This is a genomic window from Tardiphaga sp. P9-11, from assembly GCF_008329525.1.
Lineage (GTDB): Bacteria > Pseudomonadota > Alphaproteobacteria > Rhizobiales > Xanthobacteraceae > Tardiphaga.
Genome location: NZ_NPKQ01000001.1, coordinates 360758 through 377890, shown reverse-complemented (window position 1 = coordinate 377890; position 17133 = coordinate 360758). Strand labels below are relative to the sequence as shown.

The following is a 17133-nucleotide window of genomic DNA, read 5'->3' as shown; positions in this document are numbered from 1 at the left end:
AGCTCTGTGATCGTCCCACCTTTGCGGGGACGGTCTGTGAAGAGCTCAGACCTCAGTTCACGCCGTTATGCGCGAACTGGCCAGTGGCGCGGAAACGCCAGAGATATTGTGGCGCAATCGCTTCCAGCGAATCCGCCGGAATGCCGAGGCCGCCCAGCGTCAGGCCGGCGGCCTTGGCGGCTTCCGACACCACATTGTCGACGCGCAGCATGGCGACCTGATCTGGCGTCAGCTTGAAGTCGCCGGGCGCAAATTGCAGGAAATAGGACTTCAGCTTAGCGATGCCCATCGGTACCGGCAGCGTCATGCGCTTGCGTTCGATGGTCTTGAGAATGATGTCGACGATCTCATTCATTGTCAGCACCTCGGGGCCACCGAGTTCATAGGTGGCGCCTGGCTTGGTCTTGCCGTCGACCGCATCGGCCGCCGCCTGGGCGACATCGCCCACATAGACCGGCTGCATCTTGGTCGTGGCGCCGAACACCGGCATCACCGGGGCCATCCGGGCGAGATTGGCAAATCGATTGGTGAACTGATCCTCGGGGCCGAACACGATCGACGGGCGCAGGATGGTTGCCGATGGCACGGCCGCCAGTACGGCCTGTTCACCGGCCGCCTTGGCGCGGGCATAGGCCGATTCGGAATTGGCGTCGGCGCCGATGGCCGAAAACTGCACCATCCGCGCGCCGATCTCGCCCGCAGCCTGCGCCACTGCGCCGGCGCCCTGTGCCTGCACGGCATCAAAGGTCTGAGCGCCGCTTTCGGTCAGGATGCCGACCAGATTGACGACGATGCTGGCGTCGCGCATTGCGGCCTTGACCGAGGCCGGGTGGCGCAGATTGGCCTGAACGATATTGATCTGCCCGACGCGGCCAAGGGGCTGCAGATGGCCGGCCAGCTCCGGACGACGCACGGCGACCCTGATCCGATATTCGCGCTTGGCCAGCGCGCGGACCACATGGCGTCCCACGAAGCCGGATCCGCCGAAAACCGTAACGAGGGTGTCGATGGGGGCAGCCATGGATCAGTTCCTTGAGTCAGTCATGCAAGGGCAAAACGGGGGAATTTAGACCAATTCGCGATACGCCAACGCGCGGGGCCTGTACAGCGGATTTGGAATTCAACGAAGCAATTTGACAAGCGCGTAACGGCCCCCTACTAACCGCGCCACGTGCCCCGCACGTGCCCAGGTGGCGGAATTGGTAGACGCGCTGGCTTCAGGTGCCAGTGGCTTAACGGCCGTGAAGGTTCGAGTCCTTTCCTGGGCACCACACTATTCGAAATCCCCAATATTCGAATTAGTTAGGTCCTTTCAAAGCATTGCGCTTGCCCCACTGTGCTACATGGGTGTGCGTCAATGCTCTATCGAATGGTCCGTCCGGTGCTCCGCAAGGGCTCTCGCAATCGTCAATTCCATCAGCGAATTCCCACCGATATTCGGTCGAGGATAGCGGGCCTGAGGCTCGACATTCCGCTCGGCAATTCGACGGTCTCCCGTACGCTTTCCGCCGATACCGAGACCGTTCGGTTATCGCTGCAAACGGACGACCCTAACGAGGTCAAACGGCGTCAGGCCGGGGTGGCAACCTACCTCGCCAGCGTTTGGGCAGCCGTCCGTAAAGACCGTCCCGTCTCATTGACTCACAGGCAGGCCACAGCGCTCGCTGGAGAGCTTTTCCGCGCTTGGGCGGACGATGGGGCGGCCCGGAGCTTGGCCATTGAGCAGGCCCCGGAGGGCGGCTGGAGGCGCGTTCAAAACGAGACCGACGAGGACCGCAATGCCGAGTGGGCGGCCGTGAATGCCTATTGGGCAAAGGTCGGTTCGACCGGCCGAAGCGAGGACCTTGAAGCGCCTCTCGGGCCTCTAATTAAGCGCGTGTTGCTGAAGGAGGGCGTCGGAGAGGTTGATGAACAGTCGCGACTGATGTTGCTTGAGGCCTTCTGGAAGGCGCTTCGTGATGCCTTTGAGATTCGTGAGCGCTATTCGCAGGGGGACTATCGGGCGGACCCAAAGGCCGACAGATATCCGGCTTGGATACCCGGCGGAGCCGAACCGAAAGCTTTGGATCGCGGCAGCGCCGTTTCACAAGGGAAGCGCACAGGGCTAACTCAGTTAGTTGCCGATTGGTGGAAAGAGGCCCAGTCATCGGGTCTCAAGCCGAGCACCCACGAGAGCTATCGGAATACGATGGCAAAGTTCGTCGCCTTTTTGGGCCATGATGATGCCAGCCGCGTGTCGAAAGACGATGTATTGGCTTTCAAGAATGATCGGCTCGCGTCCGGAGTGAGCGCGAAGACGGTCAAAGACAGCGATCTCGCTGGATTGAAAACGCTCTTGGGCTGGGCGGTGTCGAACAACCGACTCCCGGACAATCCTGCTCAAGGGGCGACGATCAAGCTGGGCAGACGATTGAAGCTTCGCTCCAAGGGGTTTACCGATCAAGAAGCATTGGACGTTCTTCGGCATGCAATGGCTTACAAGCCCCGTGGTGACGCTCCGAAGCTAGCCGCAGTCAAGCAGTGGGTGCCGTGGCTTTGTGCGTTCACTGGCAGTCGTGTCGGCGAGATGTTGCAATTACGGAAGCAGGATGTTCGCCTTGAAGGCGGGCATTGGGTTGCGTTGATCACGCCGGAAGCCGGCACCGTAAAATCAAACGAGGCCAGAGAAGTTGTGCTGCACCCGCAGCTCGTTGAGCTTGGGTTCGTCGATTTCGTACAGCAATCCGACGTAGGCCATCTGTTTATCACCCCTCGGCCTCGCGACGGTGACCTTATGGCCCCGATCAAGACGGCGAGAAATAAGTTGGGGGCTTTCGTTCGGGAGGTAGTGGCTGACCCTAATGTCGATCCCAATCACGGATGGCGGCATCGATTTAAGACAGTCGGCCGGGAATGCGGAGTTGCGGACACGGTACTCGATGCGCTGCAGGGGCATGCTGCCGCGACAGTTGGCGACAGATATGGTGATGTGACCGTTAAGGCCCGAGCGGCGGCTATCGCCAAGTTTCCTCGCTACGATCTTGAACGGAAAGCTGCAGATGGGGTCGTCAAATGACCGTCGAGGTTTTTGCGCGAGAGCTTGGTCGAGCCGTTAGGAAGTATCGTTCCCGGCTCTGCATTCGAGAATGGCTCATCGTTCTACTTTTCGGGCTTAACGCGGCAGGCCTCACAACGCTTGTCTGGATGCAGCGTTATGACATCAGTGGCTCGGGCCTAGTGCTGGATAGGCTTTCACAGACCGTCTACACCTGTAACAACGGGAGACACACAGGTGATCCCTCCCGTTGCTACCAGCTCTATCCGCCTCGGTACTCGTATTCGCAGGATGGCATTCAGCTGCCCTAAGGCACTATGGCCGCGCAACCTTGAGGGGGGTCTTATCTAAGAGCTTTAGTATGTTGCGCAGGAGGCGGGCATACTCGGCTCGACTGATATCGAAGTCGAGTTGGTGCCTGTTCTTGTCGAACGTATGAAGTGCCATTGCTATCGCGAACCCTCTGCCCAGACGAGGTGACTTGGTGGGCATGCCCTCGGCGGTCAACTGCTGGCTTGAGACATGCTCTTTGTGGGCGGGTAGGTCTTCTCTGCGGTACGATAGGTGGTTGTCAGCGCTCGGTGTTTGATATCCCGGTTGCGTATCGGCGATGATACGGGACACCGGGACCTTGGGGTTTCTCCCGTTCATCGTAGTACGGTAGTGAAGATAATCGCGTCGGCCCGGCTTATGCACTTCCTTTCGGTTGAGCCCGATTGACCCGCCGGCAAGGGTTAGGGCGCGCATCAGAGCTATCCCTGACGCATCGAGTACCGCCACGTAGTAGTCGCTTGAACCTTTTGACACCTGCCTGAGCCAGCCGACGGCCTTCGCACAAAGTAGGTATCGATTGATCTCAGCCTCACGCTTGCGGACGTTCAATAGACCGAGCAGCTCTTCAATTTCGTCAACCTCCAGTGCGCCATACTCTTGAATGAGGCCGACGACTAGCTTGATGACGTGACCGGATCGATTGGCGTCGAATGTCGATGGCTCGCGCGGCTTGTCCAAGCGAATCGAGATCGGCGAGTTGAGGAGCGCCTTTAGCGTGTCCTTGTTAACGAACGCTGACGAGTCGCCTCGCATTCCGACCTCGCCATCGTTGATCACAAAGATGGACTTTCGGCCGTAAAGCTTCTCCAAGCGACGTAATGGGCCAAGCTTGATGAACGATGGCTCATTCCAATGCTTCTCACGAACAACAACAAACAGCCGGGTTGCTATTTCAGAGATGACGGCAAATGCACCGAGTTCGGCAAGGCTGCCCTCGCTCTCACAAAATAAGATGATCAGCTCTACTATCTGGGCAAGATCGGTCTCAAACTCTAGAATGTCCTCGTACGTGCTGAAGAAATCATACTTGCCGGTGATGTCTTCAGCTTGAACAAGCTCTCGTTCACGAAAGATCGGGAAATCGAGGATTTTCAGGAACGCATCCCGAAGAGATAACGGTATTGGCGCCGATAAATCAGACCGTTGACCACCGCACAAAAACACAATGTTCGACGGCGCCTGCACATGGATCTTTGCGGCGTCCAAATCCTGTGCAAATGGGAGGAACAATGAAGGCTTACCCTAGAAGCCCCAAGCGATAGTGACAGGCTATCGAGCGGAGCGTCCCCATGGGCGATAGCATGGCACTATCGGTTGGGGCACCAAAAGTAGACAATCGAATGAGGTCCGGCGAAACGCCCGACCAAGCACTAAAGTGGGAAGTGCTTTACACGTAAGCCGGGAGAAATTAGGCGACAACGCCTTTAGTAGTCAACGTGGTTCAGATTGCTTATTGACATTTAACGCGGGAAATCTTCGATCGTCGGAGGAGCTGTCTCGAAGCTGAGGGCAGACAGTGCCAACCATCTGATGGCACTGGATGGGATATGTGCCGCATAGGCAGATGGTTCGTGTTCGACAAATAGACTCGAAGTACATCCGCAGTTTCGGCACGGCGCAACATGCGCGGCGGGTCGTCAGATCGTGTAACACTGGTGTGCAACATTGACACGTCGCACCTTGTAATTCTGCAATATTTGCAATAGGTTGGTCACTAGCAAGCGCAATCCTTTCCTGGGCACCACGGTGCTCCTAAGTCTCTGATATTCAGAGAAATTCAGTGAATTTGACAGTTTTGGGGCCGCGCGGTCGATGCGTGCGGGCGCGGAGATGTTCTTGCCCTGCCGTCCCCCTCGAAGCGCGCGATAAACGCAAACAGACATTGCACTCTGCTTCTAGCGGGCCATCGCCTGATCATAAGCCACGACAGATGCCTGCGCGGTCGCCTTCACCTCGATAGCGCTCATTCCCGGTCGATACAGGCTGCTGCCAAGGCCGAAGACCTGTATGCCGGCGGCGATATAGTCCGCGAAGTTCCGGTCGGAAACACCACCAACAGCGCCGATCACGGCATCCCTGGGCAGAACCGCGCGAATGGCGGCGATGCCGGACGGGCCGAGGGTCGACGCCGGAAAGAATTTCAGTGCGGAAGCGCCCGCGCGCAGTGCGAGGAAAGCTTCGGTCGGCGAGAACACGCCGGGCATCGTGACCATGCCGCGGCTCGCCGCCATAGCCAGCACATCGACATCGACATTCGGGCTCACCATCAAACGCCCGCCGACATCGGCGACGCGGGTGCAGTCGTCTGTGGTGAGCACGGTGCCGGCGCCGATCAGGGTGTCGCTGCCAAAGCGTTTGCAAATCCGCGCGATGGAATCGAACGGGTCGGGCGAATTCAGCGGCACTTCAATCATCTCGAAGCCGGTGTCGATCAACCTCTCGACGATGCCCTCCACCTCATCGGGCTGCACGCCGCGCAGGATTGCGACGAGCGGACGCTTCACGGTGGGCCAACGGATCGGCTGGTTCATGCGAACTGAGCTCCCCACAGATGGATTGCGGCTTTGGTCAGGCCGTGTTGCGACGCGCGTTCGGCATCGACGATGGCGACCTCGAAGCCGGCAACGGCAAGCGCTGCAGCATAGAGATCCTTGAGCGCGCCGGCGCCGATCAGGCGCACCGGATGCCGCGTGCCATAGCGCGATCCGGCATCGGCGATTTCCGTGCCGATCAGGAGGCCAGACAGGTGTGCAGCGCCATCCGCCTGTTGCTGGAAGCCGAGCAGTTGCGCCGCGCGCAAACTGAAGAGCGAAGCAGTCAAGCCAGCCGGCGCATCCAGTGCGCGTTGCAGGCCATCGCGGAACGTGTCATTCGCGGCGGGCGACGGCGCGTCGTGATCCACAGCGTGTTTCAGGATGCTGTGCTGAGTAATGACCGAAAAGAGCTCGCCGGTCATATAGGTCGTGAATGACACCACGCTGCCGGCGTCGATCCAGACCCATTTGCTGTGGGTGCCGGGAATGCAGACCAGACCGGTGAAGCCGGGTTCAGTCACGCCGAGCAGTTGCGTCTCCTCGCCGCGCATGACGTCGGGCGCCGCGGCGTCGGCTTGGGCGATGCCTGGCAGGATACGCACGTCGCCTTGTGTATCGACACGCTTCGCACCGTCGTGCAAGGCGTCGAGCCGTGTCGGTGTGTGCAGATAGGGCGCCTCGATCCAGCCCTGCCGTGCGCCGGCCATGCCACAGATCAACACGGGCAGGTTCTGCATTCCACCAAGTTTGGCAAGATGGTCAGCGAGCACCGGAGCGAAGCCGGCAGCCGCGCAATGCAACATGCCTTCAGGCCCGCGGGTCTCCGCAAGCGCGCTGCCGTCGGCGGCCATCAACCAGCCGCGGAAGCTGCTGGTACCCCAATCGACCGCGACGAAAGCCGGTTTGTCTGCTGTCACGTTTTGCTCTGGCTTGTCATGGCACGAATTTGTGCCGAGCATAGCCGAAAGTCTCACTCTTGGAAGGCTGTTTGCGGCGGTCGAGTTACAGCATTTCGCACCGACCCTCTTCGCTCAACAGTAATTCTCACACAGCATCGGCTCGGAATTGACAGGTGGGATTGAGTACATAGGCACCTGCGTCAGATGCGGCGTGTCTCCACGGTCAACAACAGCGCGAAATGCGTCCAGAAGTGCCCGCGCCATGTCCGGATGATGCGCCTCAACGGCATCATCGAGCCAGTCAGGCATTTCGCGATGATCGGACAGCATGCAATGCCACTCGCCTTCATCGTAAGCGAGGCGGCGCAGCTGCCACCGCGGCAGCTCGATGGCGATCAGGGCAAGGACGGCGTCGGTCCAGGCGCCAGCAGCGACCATGCGATCGAGGCGCTGGGCCTCCGCTGTGCGGCGCATTGCCGGCAGGTGCTTGCAGGTGGCGAGGCAGATCGCGGTGAAACTCGTAGCGTCAAGCGGAGCCGTTTCGGATGACGCATCGGAAAGGGGCGTTCGCTGAATCGAGATGAACGACATGACGGGTCTCCATGAACAGCGCGATCTTCGGAAGACCGCATCATGCAATATCCGTAGTCCGTCATTTGAATACGAGGCAGCTTCGGGCACGAAGGTATAAAGGCTGCATAAGCGCCCGAGGACTAGCGGCGCACGCGAATGCGCTCCGCCGCACCTTATGAGATTCCTATAAGTTCGCTGCTGGCCCCATCTCGAAAACCTACGTCCTGAATGGCACCTGATTGTGCATCGGGCGCGAGAGCCATTTGCTCTGCGCCGCTGCAGTCACTGCATCAGGAGCATTCCATGCTGGACGTCGTCATGCTGGCCCTCGGGCTAGGCTTTTTCATTCTCACCCTGGGCTACGCCTATGCCTGCGAGCGGCTGTGAGGAGCGCATCATGATTTTCGATTACACGCTCGCCGGCTTCGTGTCCGCGGCATTGCTGATCTATCTTACTTACGCGCTGCTGCGGCCCGAGCGGTTCTGAGCGCGCACTCCAAAAGGTCCACTGACATGACAACAATTGGCTGGATTCAAATCGCTTTGTACTGCGCGGTGGTTCTCGCGCTGGTGAAGCCGCTCGGCGGCTACATGACATCAGTCTTCAACGGCGAGCGTACGTTCCTCTCTCCGATTCTGCGGCCGGTCGAAGCCGGGCTGTACTGGGTCGGTGGCGTTGACGAGAAACGCGAGCAGCACTGGCTGACCTATACGGTTGCCATGCTGCTGTTTCATGTGGTCGGCTTCCTCAGCCTGTACGCGATCATGCGGCTGCAGGCCGTGCTGCCGTTCAATCCTGCGGGGCAATCCGCGGTCGCCGAAGATCTCTCCTTCAACACCGCGGTCTCTTTCATCACCAACACCAACTGGCAGAACTACGGCGGCGAAAGCACCATGTCGTATCTGACCCAGATGCTGGGTCTGACGGTACACAACTTCCTGTCGGCTGCCGCCGGCATCGCGCTGGCCGTGGCGCTAATCCGTGGCTTTGCGCGGTCGTCGATGCGCACCATCGGTAATTTCTGGGTCGATATCACCCGTTGCACGCTCTATGTGCTGCTGCCGATCTGCATCGTGTATGCGCTGTTCCTCGTTTCGCAGGGTATGCCTCAGACGCTCGGCGCCTATGTCGATGCCACGACGCTGGAAGGTGCGAAGCAGACCATCGCCGTCGGCCCGGTGGCATCGCAAGTTGCCATCAAGATGCTCGGCACCAATGGCGGCGGCTTCTTCAACGCCAATGCGGCGCATCCCTTTGAGAACCCGACTGCACTGTCGAACTTTATCCAGATGATCTCGATCTTCGCGCTGGGTGCAGCGATGACCAATGTGTTCGGCCGCATGGTCGGCAACCCCAGACAGGGTTGGGCGATCCTGGCCGTAATGGGCGTGCTATTCATTACCGGCGTCGCGATCACCTATGGCGCCGAAGCATCCGGCACCACAGGCCTCAACGCGCTTGGCCTGACCGGTGGCAATATGGAAGGTAAGGAGCTGCGCTTCGGTATCGTCGCCTCCAGCCTGTTCGCGGTTATCACCACGGCGGCTTCCTGCGGCGCGGTCAACGCGATGCATGACAGCTTCACCGCGATCGGCGGCATGATCCCGCTGATCAACATGCAGCTCGGCGAGATCATCGTTGGCGGCGTCGGTGCCGGTCTCTATGGCATGCTGCTGTTCGTCGTACTGGCGATCTTCGTCGCTGGTCTGATGGTCGGTCGCACACCGGAATATGTCGGCAAGAAGATCGAGGCGCGCGAAGTAAAGATGGCGATGCTTGCCATTCTTGTGTTGCCGCTGATGTATCTCGGTTGGACCGCGGTGGCGGTGGTGCTGCCCTCGGCCGTGGCCTCCATGGCCAATGCCGGGCCGCATGGCTTCACCGAGGTGCTCTACGCTTTCACCTCGGCAACCGGCAATAACGGCTCGGCTTTCGGCGGGCTCACCGGCAACACCTTCTTTTACAACCTTACACTGGCGAGTTCGATGTTCGTCGGCCGCTTCTTCATGATCGTGCCAGCCATGGCGCTGGCCGGATCACTGGCCGCGAAGAAGTCGATCCCGGCTTCGGCCGGCACCTTGCCGACCACCGGCGGATTGTTCGTCGGCCTCGTCATCGGCGTGATCCTGATCATCGGCGGTCTCACCTTCTTCCCGGCACTCGCGCTGGGGCCGATCGTCGAGCACCTCGCGATGACCGCCAATACCCTGTTCTGATCGGATTTGGAGTTATGTCCATGGAAACGTTGAAACTGCAGAAGCGAGTGCCGGTCTCGGCCATGCTCGATTCGAAAATTGTCATCCCAGCCATCGGTTCGGCTTTTACCAAACTCGATCCGCGACTGATGATCAAGAACCCTGTGATGTTCGTGGTCGAGGTCGTCGCCGCACTCACCACGGTGATCTTCATCAAGAACGTCATCACCGGCGGAAGCGATCTGGGATTTGCGTTCCAGATCATCCTCTGGCTCTGGTTCACGGTGCTGTTCGCCAACTTTGCCGAAGCCGTCGCCGAAGGGCGCGGCAAGGCGCAGGCGGAATCACTGAAGAAGACCCGCACCGAAAGCCAGGCCAAGCTGCTCACCGGCAGCGACAGCGGCGACAAGAGCTACCGCATGGTCTCGGGCACCAGCCTGAAGGTCGGAGATGTCGTGCTGGTGGAAGCCGGCGACAATATCCCGTCAGACGGTGAAGTGATCGAAGGCGTAGCTTCAGTTAATGAGGCGGCGATCACCGGCGAGTCCGCACCTGTCATTCGTGAGTCCGGCGGGGATCGCTCGGCGGTGACCGGAGGCACGCAGGTGTTGTCCGACTGGATTCGCGTCCGCATCACGGCGGCGCAAGGCTCGACCTTTATCGACCGCATGATCAAGCTGGTCGAAGGCGCCGAGCGGCAGAAAACGCCGAACGAGATCGCGCTGAACATCCTGCTGGTCGGCCTCACTATCATCTTCGTTTTCGCGACGGTGACGATCCCCAGCTATGCGGCCTATGCCGGCGGTTCGATCTCGGTGGTGGTGCTGGTGGCGCTGTTCGTGACGCTGATCCCGACCACGATCGGCGCGCTACTTTCGGCGATCGGCATTGCCGGTATGGATCGCCTGGTGCGCTTCAACGTGCTGGCGATGTCCGGTCGTGCGGTGGAAGCTGCCGGCGACGTCGATACGCTGTTGTTGGACAAGACCGGCACCATCACGCTCGGCAACCGTCAGGCGACAGCCTTCCGTCCGGTGCGCGGCGTGACCGAACAGGAACTGGCCGATGCGGCGCAGCTTGCATCGCTCGCGGACGAAACCCCGGAAGGCCGCTCCATCGTCGTGCTCGCGAAAGAGAAATACGGCATCCGTGGCCGCGATATGGCCGAACTGTCGGCGACTTTCGTGCCGTTCACCGCACAGACCCGGATGAGCGGTGTCGATGCTGGTGGCTCGTCGGTCCGCAAGGGCGCGGTGGATTCGATACTCGCTTACGTCAACGGTGGCGCGTCGTTCGCCGTTGCGTCCGGCAACACCGTGCGTGCGATGCAGCCGGCCGCGATGTCGGACACGGCACGTGAAATCCAGGCAATCTCCGACGAGATTGCAAAGGGCGGGGGCACCCCGTTGGCGGTTGCGCGCGATGGCAAGCTGCTCGGCGTCATCCATCTGAAGGACATCGTCAAGGGCGGCATCCGTGAGCGTTTCGCCGAACTGCGCCGCATGGGCATCCGTACCATCATGATCACCGGCGACAATCCGATGACCGCTGCAGCCATCGCAGCTGAAGCTGGCGTCGACGACTTTCTGGCGCAGGCGACCCCCGAGGACAAGCTGCAGCTCATTCGTGACGAGCAGGCCAAGGGCAAGCTGGTGGCCATGTGCGGCGACGGCACCAACGACGCGCCGGCACTGGCGCAGGCAGATGTGGGAGTCGCGATGAACACCGGCACCCAGGCGGCGCGCGAAGCCGGCAACATGGTCGATCTTGACTCCAATCCGACCAAGCTCATCGAGGTCGTCGAAATCGGCAAGCAGTTGTTGATGACACGGGGTGCGTTGACGACGTTCTCGATCGCCAATGACGTGGCGAAGTACTTCGCTATCATCCCGGCGATCTTTCTCGCCTTCTATCCGCAGCTTGAGGCGCTCAATGTCATGAAGCTGGCGAGCCCGCAAAGCGCCATCCTGTCGGCCATCATCTTCAACGCGATCATCATCATCGCGCTGATCCCGCTCGCCCTAAAGGGCGTCGCCTATCGCCCGATCGGCGCCGGCGCACTGCTCGGCCGCAACCTGCTGATCTACGGCCTCGGCGGCATCATCGTTCCGTTCATCGGTATCAAGGCAATCGACCTCGTTGTCACCGCTCTGCACCTGGTTTGAGGAGTTACGTTATGTTGAGAGAAATTCGTCCAGCCATCGTTCTGCTGCTCGGCCTCACTGCCATCACCGGCCTTGGCTATCCGCTCGCGATGACGGGCATTGCGGGGGCGATCATGCCAACCCAGGCGCAGGGCAGTCTCATAGAACGCGATGGCAAGGTTATCGGCTCGTCCCTGATCGGTCAGGAATTCAAGGGTGAGGAATACTTCCACGGCCGTCCGTCGGCGACCCTGGGTCCCGACCCGCAGGATTCCACCAAGACGGTGCCGCAGCCTTACAACGCCATCAACTCGATGGGCTCCAACCTTGGTCCGACCAGTAAGGCGCTGATCGATCGCGTGAAGGAGGATGTTGAGAAATTGAAAGCGGAGAATCCGTCGATGCCGGTGCCGATCGATCTCGTCACCGCGTCCGGCAGCGGACTCGACCCGAACATCTCGCCGGAGGGCGCGTTGTTTCAGGTCCCCCGCGTCGCCAAGGCGCGCAAGCTGCCTGAGGATCGCGTCCGTCAGTTGGTGACCGAGAAGACCGAGGGCCGCCTCGGCGGTCTGCTGGGCGAACCGCGCGTTAACGTTCTCGCGCTGAATCTCGCGCTGGATGCCGCCGCACCCAAATAGGCCGTCTAGGCCGCAGCCGTAGCGGAGACTATATTGCCTTATGGCAAATCAGCGCCGCGATCCCGACCAACGACCTTCGCCTGAGGCCTTGCTGGAAACAGCAAGGCGCGAGGAAGGTGCGGCCGGGCGGCTGAAGATTTTTGTCGGCGCCGCCCCTGGCGTCGGCAAGACCTACGAGATGCTGCAAAGCGCCCATGCCAGGCGCAAGGCGGGTGTCGATGTGGTGGTTGGCGTGGTCGAGACTCATGGCCGCGCCGAGACCGAGGCGCTGCTCACGGGCCTCGAAGTCATTCCCCGGCGCCGTATCGATCACAAGGGCCAGGTTCTCGAGGAAATGGACCTCGATGCGTTGATCGCACGGCGCCCGCGGATAGCGCTTGTCGATGAACTTGCTCATACCAACGCGCCGGGCAGCCGGCACCCGAAGCGCTATCTCGACGTCGCGGAATTATTGGCCGCCGGGATCGACGTCTACACCGCAGTCAATATCCAGCACATCGAAAGCCTGAACGATGTGGTCGCCCAGATCACTCATGTGCGGGTGCGCGAGACCGTGCCGGATTCGGTGTTCGATCGGGCTGACGCCATCGAGTTGATCGACCTGACGCCGGACGATCTGATCCAGCGCCTGAGGGAAGGCAAGGTCTACGTTCCCAAACAGGCCGAGCGCGCGCTGGAGCATTATTTCTCGCCCGGCAATCTCACGGCGCTGCGCGAGCTAGCACTGCGCCGCACGGCGGATCGCGTCGATGAGCAATTGCTCACTCACATGCAGGCCAATGCCATCGCCGGTCCATGGGCTGTCGGCGAGCGTATTTTGGTCTGTATCAGTGAGGACCCGCGCTCTGCCGGGCTGGTCCGCTACACCAAGCGTCTCGCGGATCGGCTTCACGCGCCGTGGACAGCGGTCAGTATCGAAACGCGGCGCAGCCTTCAGCTCACCGAGGAACAGCGTGACCGACTGGCCGATACGCTGCGGCTCGGCGAAGCACTTGGCGCAGAAGCCCTGACGATTCCTGGGGCTGGACGGCGGATCGCCGACGATCTGCTCGGCTATGCCCATGCCAATAACGTCACCCAGATCGTGATCGGCAAGGCGTCGAGATCATGGTGGTTCGAACTGGTGCGCGGTTCGGTGGTTCATGATCTCGTCCGGCGCGCCGGCAATATCAGCGTGCATGTGATCGCGGGTGATGCACTGCCGGCCGAACCCGCCGCGAAACGTGCGCAGATGACCGATCGCGTCGAGCCGTTCGATGCAAAGCCATATATTGCGGCGCTGGCGGTCGTGGCGGTGGCTCTTGGGGCCGCAACGCTACTGCGTCCGATCTTCGGGATCGAGAATGTCGATCTGATGTTTCTCACCGCCGTGGTCGGCGTCGCCGTGCGCTTTGGTCTCTGGCCTTCGCTGCTGGCGAGCGTCGCGGCATCGCTGTGCTATAATTTCTTCTTCCTGCCGCCGGTCTATACGCTCACCATCACCGATCCGACCAATGTCGCGGCGTTCTTCTTCTTCATGCTGATCGCCATTCTGGTCTCCAATGTCGCGGCGAGGGTACGCACCCAGGCCGTCTCGGCCTTCGGCCGCGTGCGGACAACCGAGTCGCTTTATGCTTTCAGCAGAAAGCTGGCGGGCACGGCGGCGCTCGACGATGTGCTGTGGGCGAGCGCCTATCAGATCGCATTGATGCTGAAGGTGCGGGTTGTGCTGCTCCTGCCGGAGCAGGGCGTGATCACCGTCAAGGCCGGGTATCCTCCCGAGGACGAACTGGACAAGGCCGATCTGGCCGCAGCCAACTGGGCCTGGAGCAATGATCGCCCGGCCGGTCGTGGGTCCGAGACGTTACCCGGCGCGAAGCGGCTGTTTCTTCCGATGCGTACCGGCCGCGGGCCGATCGGCGTGATCGGGATCGATGACGATCGCACGGGACCGCTGCTGACGCCGGACCAGCGCCGGTTGCTGGATGCGCTTGTGGATCAGAGCGCACTCGCCATCGAGCGCGTGCAACTCGTCGAAGACATGGACCGCGCCCAGCGCAACGTCGAATCCGACCGGCTGCGTCAGGCGCTGCTGACCTCGATCTCGCATGACCTGAAGACGCCACTGGCCTCCGTGCTCGGCGCGGCCTCCACACTGCGTGATCTGTCGCCGAAGCTCACCGAAGCTGAAAAAGCCGATCTGCTCGGTACCGTGATCGACGAATCCGAACGGCTCAACCGCTTCATCGCCAATCTGCTGGATATGACCAAGCTGGAATCCGGTGCAGTTGTTCCCAACACAACGCTGCACGATCTTGCGGAGATCGTCGGCAGCGCGCTGCGCCGGGCCGGCAAGATCCTCAGCAGGCATCGCGTCGCGCTCGATCTGGCGCCAAACCTGCCGATGCTGGAGCTTGATGCAGTGCTGTTCGAGCAGGTGCTATTCAATCTGCTCGACAATGCCGCGAAATATGCTCCGGATGACACCACCATCACGATCAGGGCCATGCGCGATGCGGACTCAGTCTCGCTGCAGGTGACGGACGAGGGGGCGGGCATCCCACCCACGGATCTCGAGCAGGTGTTCGATAAATTCTACCGCGCCAACAAGGGCGATCACGTCAGGGCGGGTACCGGCCTCGGCCTTGCGATCTCCCGGGGCTTCGTTGAGGCAATGCATGGCACTATCTCGGCCACCAATAGCGCCGATCGATCAGGCGCCGTGCTGACCATCCGCCTTCCCATCCCGCCGGCCTCCGAAGCTCTGGACACCGCTGCATGAATACCGCCGCCATCAAGGTCCTGGTCATCGATGATGAGCCGCCGATCCGCAAATTGCTGCGCATGGGCCTCAGCACCCAGGGCTATGACATCCTTGAGGCCAGCAACGGCAAGATCGCGCTGGAGAAACTGGCGGAGAAGCCCGCTTTGATCATTCTCGATCTGGGTCTGCCGGACATCCAGGGCCACGATCTGCTGCAGATGATTCGCGCCCGCGACGACAGTGTGCCGATCGTGGTGCTGTCTAGCCGCGGCGATGAAGCCGGCAAGGTGCAGGCGCTCGATCTCGGTGCCGACGACTATCTCACTAAGCCGTTCGGCATGGATGAGTTGCTGGCGCGCATGCGGGCTGCGCTCCGGCATCAGCTACAGGTTCACGGCGAGCGGCCGGTATTCCGCTCCGGGGAATTGTCGGTCGATCTGGTGCGCCGCATCGTCAAGGTGGGTGACCGTGAGGTGAAACTGTCACCAAAGGAATATGAGTTGCTGCGGGTCCTGGTCCAGCATGCCGGCAAGGTGCTGACTCACCGGTTTCTGCTGAAGGAGTTGTGGGACGAGCTCACCGACGCGCAATATCTACGCGTCTATGTCCGCCAGCTCAGGCAAAAGATCGAGCTTGATCCGGAACGCCCGCAATTCGTCCTGACGGAAACGGGTATCGGCTATCGGCTGCGTGCCGGAGATTAGCCGACGAGAAAACCGCCAAACAGCAGGTTATTTGGTCTGCCGGGAGACCGATGCCGGTGCGTTGTAGTCCAGCAGGCGGATCGCCTCGTCGGCGGCTTCCACCATCTCCGACATCAGCTTGCGCGTTCGCTCGAAATCCGCAGCCGACATGCTGCGAAACAGCATATCGTTCACCGGACGCTGAACGGGTGCCAGTTCATTGAGCAGCGCGCGCGCTTTCGGCGTGATGGTCAGGATGACGCGGCGACGGTCTTCCTCATCGGTCTCTTTTTCAACAAGGCCGTTTGATACCAGCTTGTTGATTTCGATCGTAATGAACGCGCCGCTGAAGTGCAGATGCTCGGCGACCTGATTGACGCCGATCTTCTCATCTGTGCCGCTCAAATGAGCAATGGCGATCAGCACGGTGTATTGCGTGCCGGACAGGCCTATCACTGCGCCGAGTTGCCCGCGCACAGCCTGAAGCCGCGCCGAAAACGCCAATGTGTCATGCACAAATTGGCGGAAAGCCCGATCCGATCCGTCGACCATCAATTGTGGCCGCGAAATCGTCGGTTCTACCTTCATTTTACGTGATTTGCTTCTAGTCGCCATCAGGTCCCCGCACACCTATGAGTCGTATAGCGGCGGCGTTACGCACAAACAAGTTGGAACCAGTGCGGTTTGATAGCAGGTCAGCCATGCTTGACAGCGCGCTCTTTCGTTCGATAATATAGCTTTGTTATAAAGCTAATGCGCGTCGTTCAGGTTTCGCGATCAGGAGATGACCATGGGCGCCACTGCGGACGTGGATCCCCGCGCCTTCCGACAGGCGCTCGGACAGTTTGCCACCGGCGTCGCCGTGATCACGGCGGAAGCGGCCGATGGCCAGGCGATCGGCTTGACCATGAGTTCGTTCAACTCGGTCTCGGTGGACCCACCGCTGATCCTGTTCTCGATCGACCGCAAGGCCTTCAGCCTCAAGGCGATGACCGACGCCAAGGGTTATGCCGTGAACATCCTCGGTCGCGACCAGGAGCATCTGTCGAACAAGTTCGCCAGGGCGCTCGGCGACAAGTGGGCGGCGGTCGAGCACACGCTAGGCCATGAGGCGGCGCCCCTGATCGCCGGCGCGCTCGCGCACTTCGAATGCGCGCCGTACGCGCAATATGATGGCGGGGACCATGTGATCTTCGTTGGCCGGGTGGTGAAGTTCACCGCCTATCCGGCCAACGAACCGCTGATTTTCTTTCGCGGAGCCTATCGCAGCCTCGCGAGTAGCGAGCGCAGCCCGGAATGGCCGCTGCCGATGCACTACTGAAATAACGCACCTGAAATGCTACTCATGACTGAAAG

Annotated in this window: 14 protein-coding genes and 1 tRNA gene; 9 read left to right on the top strand and 6 right to left on the bottom strand. The window is 60.6% G+C overall.

Annotated elements, in window-relative coordinates:
- Nucleotides 1-52 precede the first annotated feature (52 nt).
- A complete protein-coding gene (locus tag CIW50_RS01730) occupies nt 53-1021 on the bottom strand; it encodes a complex I NDUFA9 subunit family protein (RefSeq protein ID WP_149529567.1) in 969 nt (322 codons plus the stop codon).
- A gap of 163 nt (nt 1022-1184) precedes the next feature.
- On the opposite strand from CIW50_RS01730, the gene CIW50_RS01725 reads away from it, so the two are divergent.
- Nucleotides 1185-1271, top strand: a tRNA-Leu gene (locus CIW50_RS01725).
- A gap of 86 nt (nt 1272-1357) precedes the next feature.
- Nucleotides 1358-3055 (top strand): site-specific integrase, encoded by a 1698-nt coding sequence (locus tag CIW50_RS01720; protein ID WP_149529566.1) that lies wholly within the window; start codon nt 1358-1360, stop codon nt 3053-3055.
- A gap of 294 nt (nt 3056-3349) precedes the next feature.
- On the opposite strand, the gene CIW50_RS01715 is transcribed toward CIW50_RS01720, so the two are convergent.
- The 4 genes from CIW50_RS01715 to CIW50_RS01700 form a co-directional block, all read right to left on the bottom strand.
- Nucleotides 3350-4597, bottom strand: a complete 1248-nt coding sequence (locus CIW50_RS01715; RefSeq protein ID WP_149529565.1) for a retron St85 family effector protein — start codon at nt 4595-4597, stop codon at nt 3350-3352.
- Between the two features lie 665 nt (nt 4598-5262).
- Entirely contained in the window at nt 5263-5898 is a 636-nt protein-coding gene (locus tag CIW50_RS01710) for a 2-dehydro-3-deoxy-6-phosphogalactonate aldolase (protein WP_149529564.1), read from the bottom strand.
- The gene (locus CIW50_RS01705; RefSeq protein ID WP_502707341.1) at nt 5895-6818 is read right to left on the bottom strand and encodes a 2-dehydro-3-deoxygalactonokinase; all 924 of its coding nucleotides are present in this window, start codon (nt 6816-6818) and stop codon (nt 5895-5897) included. Before CIW50_RS01705 ends, CIW50_RS01710 begins: the two co-directional genes overlap by 4 nt.
- Before the next feature lie 114 nt (nt 6819-6932).
- Nucleotides 6933-7391 carry a hypothetical protein gene (locus CIW50_RS01700; protein ID WP_149529562.1) on the bottom strand — a complete coding sequence of 153 codons (459 nt, stop codon included), beginning with the start codon at nt 7389-7391 and terminating at the stop codon, nt 6933-6935.
- 379 nt (nt 7392-7770) lie between these two features.
- Between CIW50_RS01700 and CIW50_RS01695 the strand changes: the two genes are divergently transcribed.
- Genes CIW50_RS01695 through CIW50_RS01670 form a run of 6 tightly spaced genes read left to right on the top strand, consistent with a single transcriptional unit; the run spans nt 7771 to nt 15798 of the window.
- A complete protein-coding gene (locus tag CIW50_RS01695; protein ID WP_081421711.1) occupies nt 7771-7860 on the top strand; it encodes a K(+)-transporting ATPase subunit F in 90 nt (29 codons plus the stop codon).
- Nucleotides 7861-7886: 26 nt separating this feature from the next.
- The gene (gene kdpA, locus CIW50_RS01690; RefSeq protein ID WP_149529561.1) at nt 7887-9590 is read left to right on the top strand and encodes a potassium-transporting ATPase subunit KdpA; all 1704 of its coding nucleotides are present in this window, start codon (nt 7887-7889) and stop codon (nt 9588-9590) included.
- A 20-nt stretch (nt 9591-9610) separates the two neighbouring features.
- Nucleotides 9611-11734, top strand: coding sequence for a potassium-transporting ATPase subunit KdpB (gene kdpB / locus CIW50_RS01685; RefSeq protein WP_149529560.1), 2124 nt, complete (start codon nt 9611-9613; stop codon nt 11732-11734).
- An 11-nt stretch (nt 11735-11745) separates the two neighbouring features.
- Entirely contained in the window at nt 11746-12351 is a 606-nt protein-coding gene (locus tag CIW50_RS01680) for a K(+)-transporting ATPase subunit C (RefSeq protein ID WP_149529559.1), read from the top strand.
- A 40-nt stretch (nt 12352-12391) separates the two neighbouring features.
- Nucleotides 12392-15112 (top strand): DUF4118 domain-containing protein, encoded by a 2721-nt coding sequence (locus CIW50_RS01675; RefSeq protein ID WP_149529558.1) that lies wholly within the window; start codon nt 12392-12394, stop codon nt 15110-15112.
- Nucleotides 15109-15798, top strand: a complete 690-nt coding sequence (locus tag CIW50_RS01670) for a response regulator (protein WP_149529557.1) — start codon at nt 15109-15111, stop codon at nt 15796-15798. Before CIW50_RS01675 ends, CIW50_RS01670 begins: the two co-directional genes overlap by 4 nt.
- Before the next feature lie 27 nt (nt 15799-15825).
- Here CIW50_RS01670 and CIW50_RS01665 read toward each other — a convergent pair whose 3' ends face one another.
- On the bottom strand, nt 15826-16365 hold the full coding sequence (locus CIW50_RS01665) for a MarR family winged helix-turn-helix transcriptional regulator (protein ID WP_172980190.1): 540 nt from the start codon (nt 16363-16365) through the stop codon (nt 15826-15828).
- 202 nt (nt 16366-16567) lie between these two features.
- Between CIW50_RS01665 and CIW50_RS01660 the strand changes: the two genes are divergently transcribed.
- Nucleotides 16568-17098, top strand: a complete 531-nt coding sequence (locus CIW50_RS01660; RefSeq protein WP_246664097.1) for a flavin reductase family protein — start codon at nt 16568-16570, stop codon at nt 17096-17098.
- The last annotated feature ends 35 nt before the right edge of the window (nt 17099-17133 follow it).

Coding starts and splice junctions, on each gene's coding strand:
- CIW50_RS01695 (WP_081421711.1), top strand. CDS start 7,771: ATGATTTTCGATTACACGCTCGCCGGCTTCGTGTCCGCGGCATTGCTG.
- CIW50_RS01665 (WP_172980190.1), bottom strand. CDS start 16,365: ATGAAGGTAGAACCGACGATTTCGCGGCCACAATTGATGGTCGACGGA.
- CIW50_RS01670 (WP_149529557.1), top strand. CDS start 15,109: ATGAATACCGCCGCCATCAAGGTCCTGGTCATCGATGATGAGCCGCCG.
- kdpA (WP_149529561.1), top strand. CDS start 7,887: ATGACAACAATTGGCTGGATTCAAATCGCTTTGTACTGCGCGGTGGTT.
- CIW50_RS01675 (WP_149529558.1), top strand. CDS start 12,392: ATGGCAAATCAGCGCCGCGATCCCGACCAACGACCTTCGCCTGAGGCC.
- CIW50_RS01700 (WP_149529562.1), bottom strand. CDS start 7,391: ATGTCGTTCATCTCGATTCAGCGAACGCCCCTTTCCGATGCGTCATCC.
- CIW50_RS01680 (WP_149529559.1), top strand. CDS start 11,746: ATGTTGAGAGAAATTCGTCCAGCCATCGTTCTGCTGCTCGGCCTCACT.
- CIW50_RS01720 (WP_149529566.1), top strand. CDS start 1,358: ATGCTCTATCGAATGGTCCGTCCGGTGCTCCGCAAGGGCTCTCGCAAT.
- CIW50_RS01710 (WP_149529564.1), bottom strand. CDS start 5,898: ATGAACCAGCCGATCCGTTGGCCCACCGTGAAGCGTCCGCTCGTCGCA.
- CIW50_RS01660 (WP_246664097.1), top strand. CDS start 16,568: ATGGGCGCCACTGCGGACGTGGATCCCCGCGCCTTCCGACAGGCGCTC.
- kdpB (WP_149529560.1), top strand. CDS start 9,611: ATGGAAACGTTGAAACTGCAGAAGCGAGTGCCGGTCTCGGCCATGCTC.
- CIW50_RS01730 (WP_149529567.1), bottom strand. CDS start 1,021: ATGGCTGCCCCCATCGACACCCTCGTTACGGTTTTCGGCGGATCCGGC.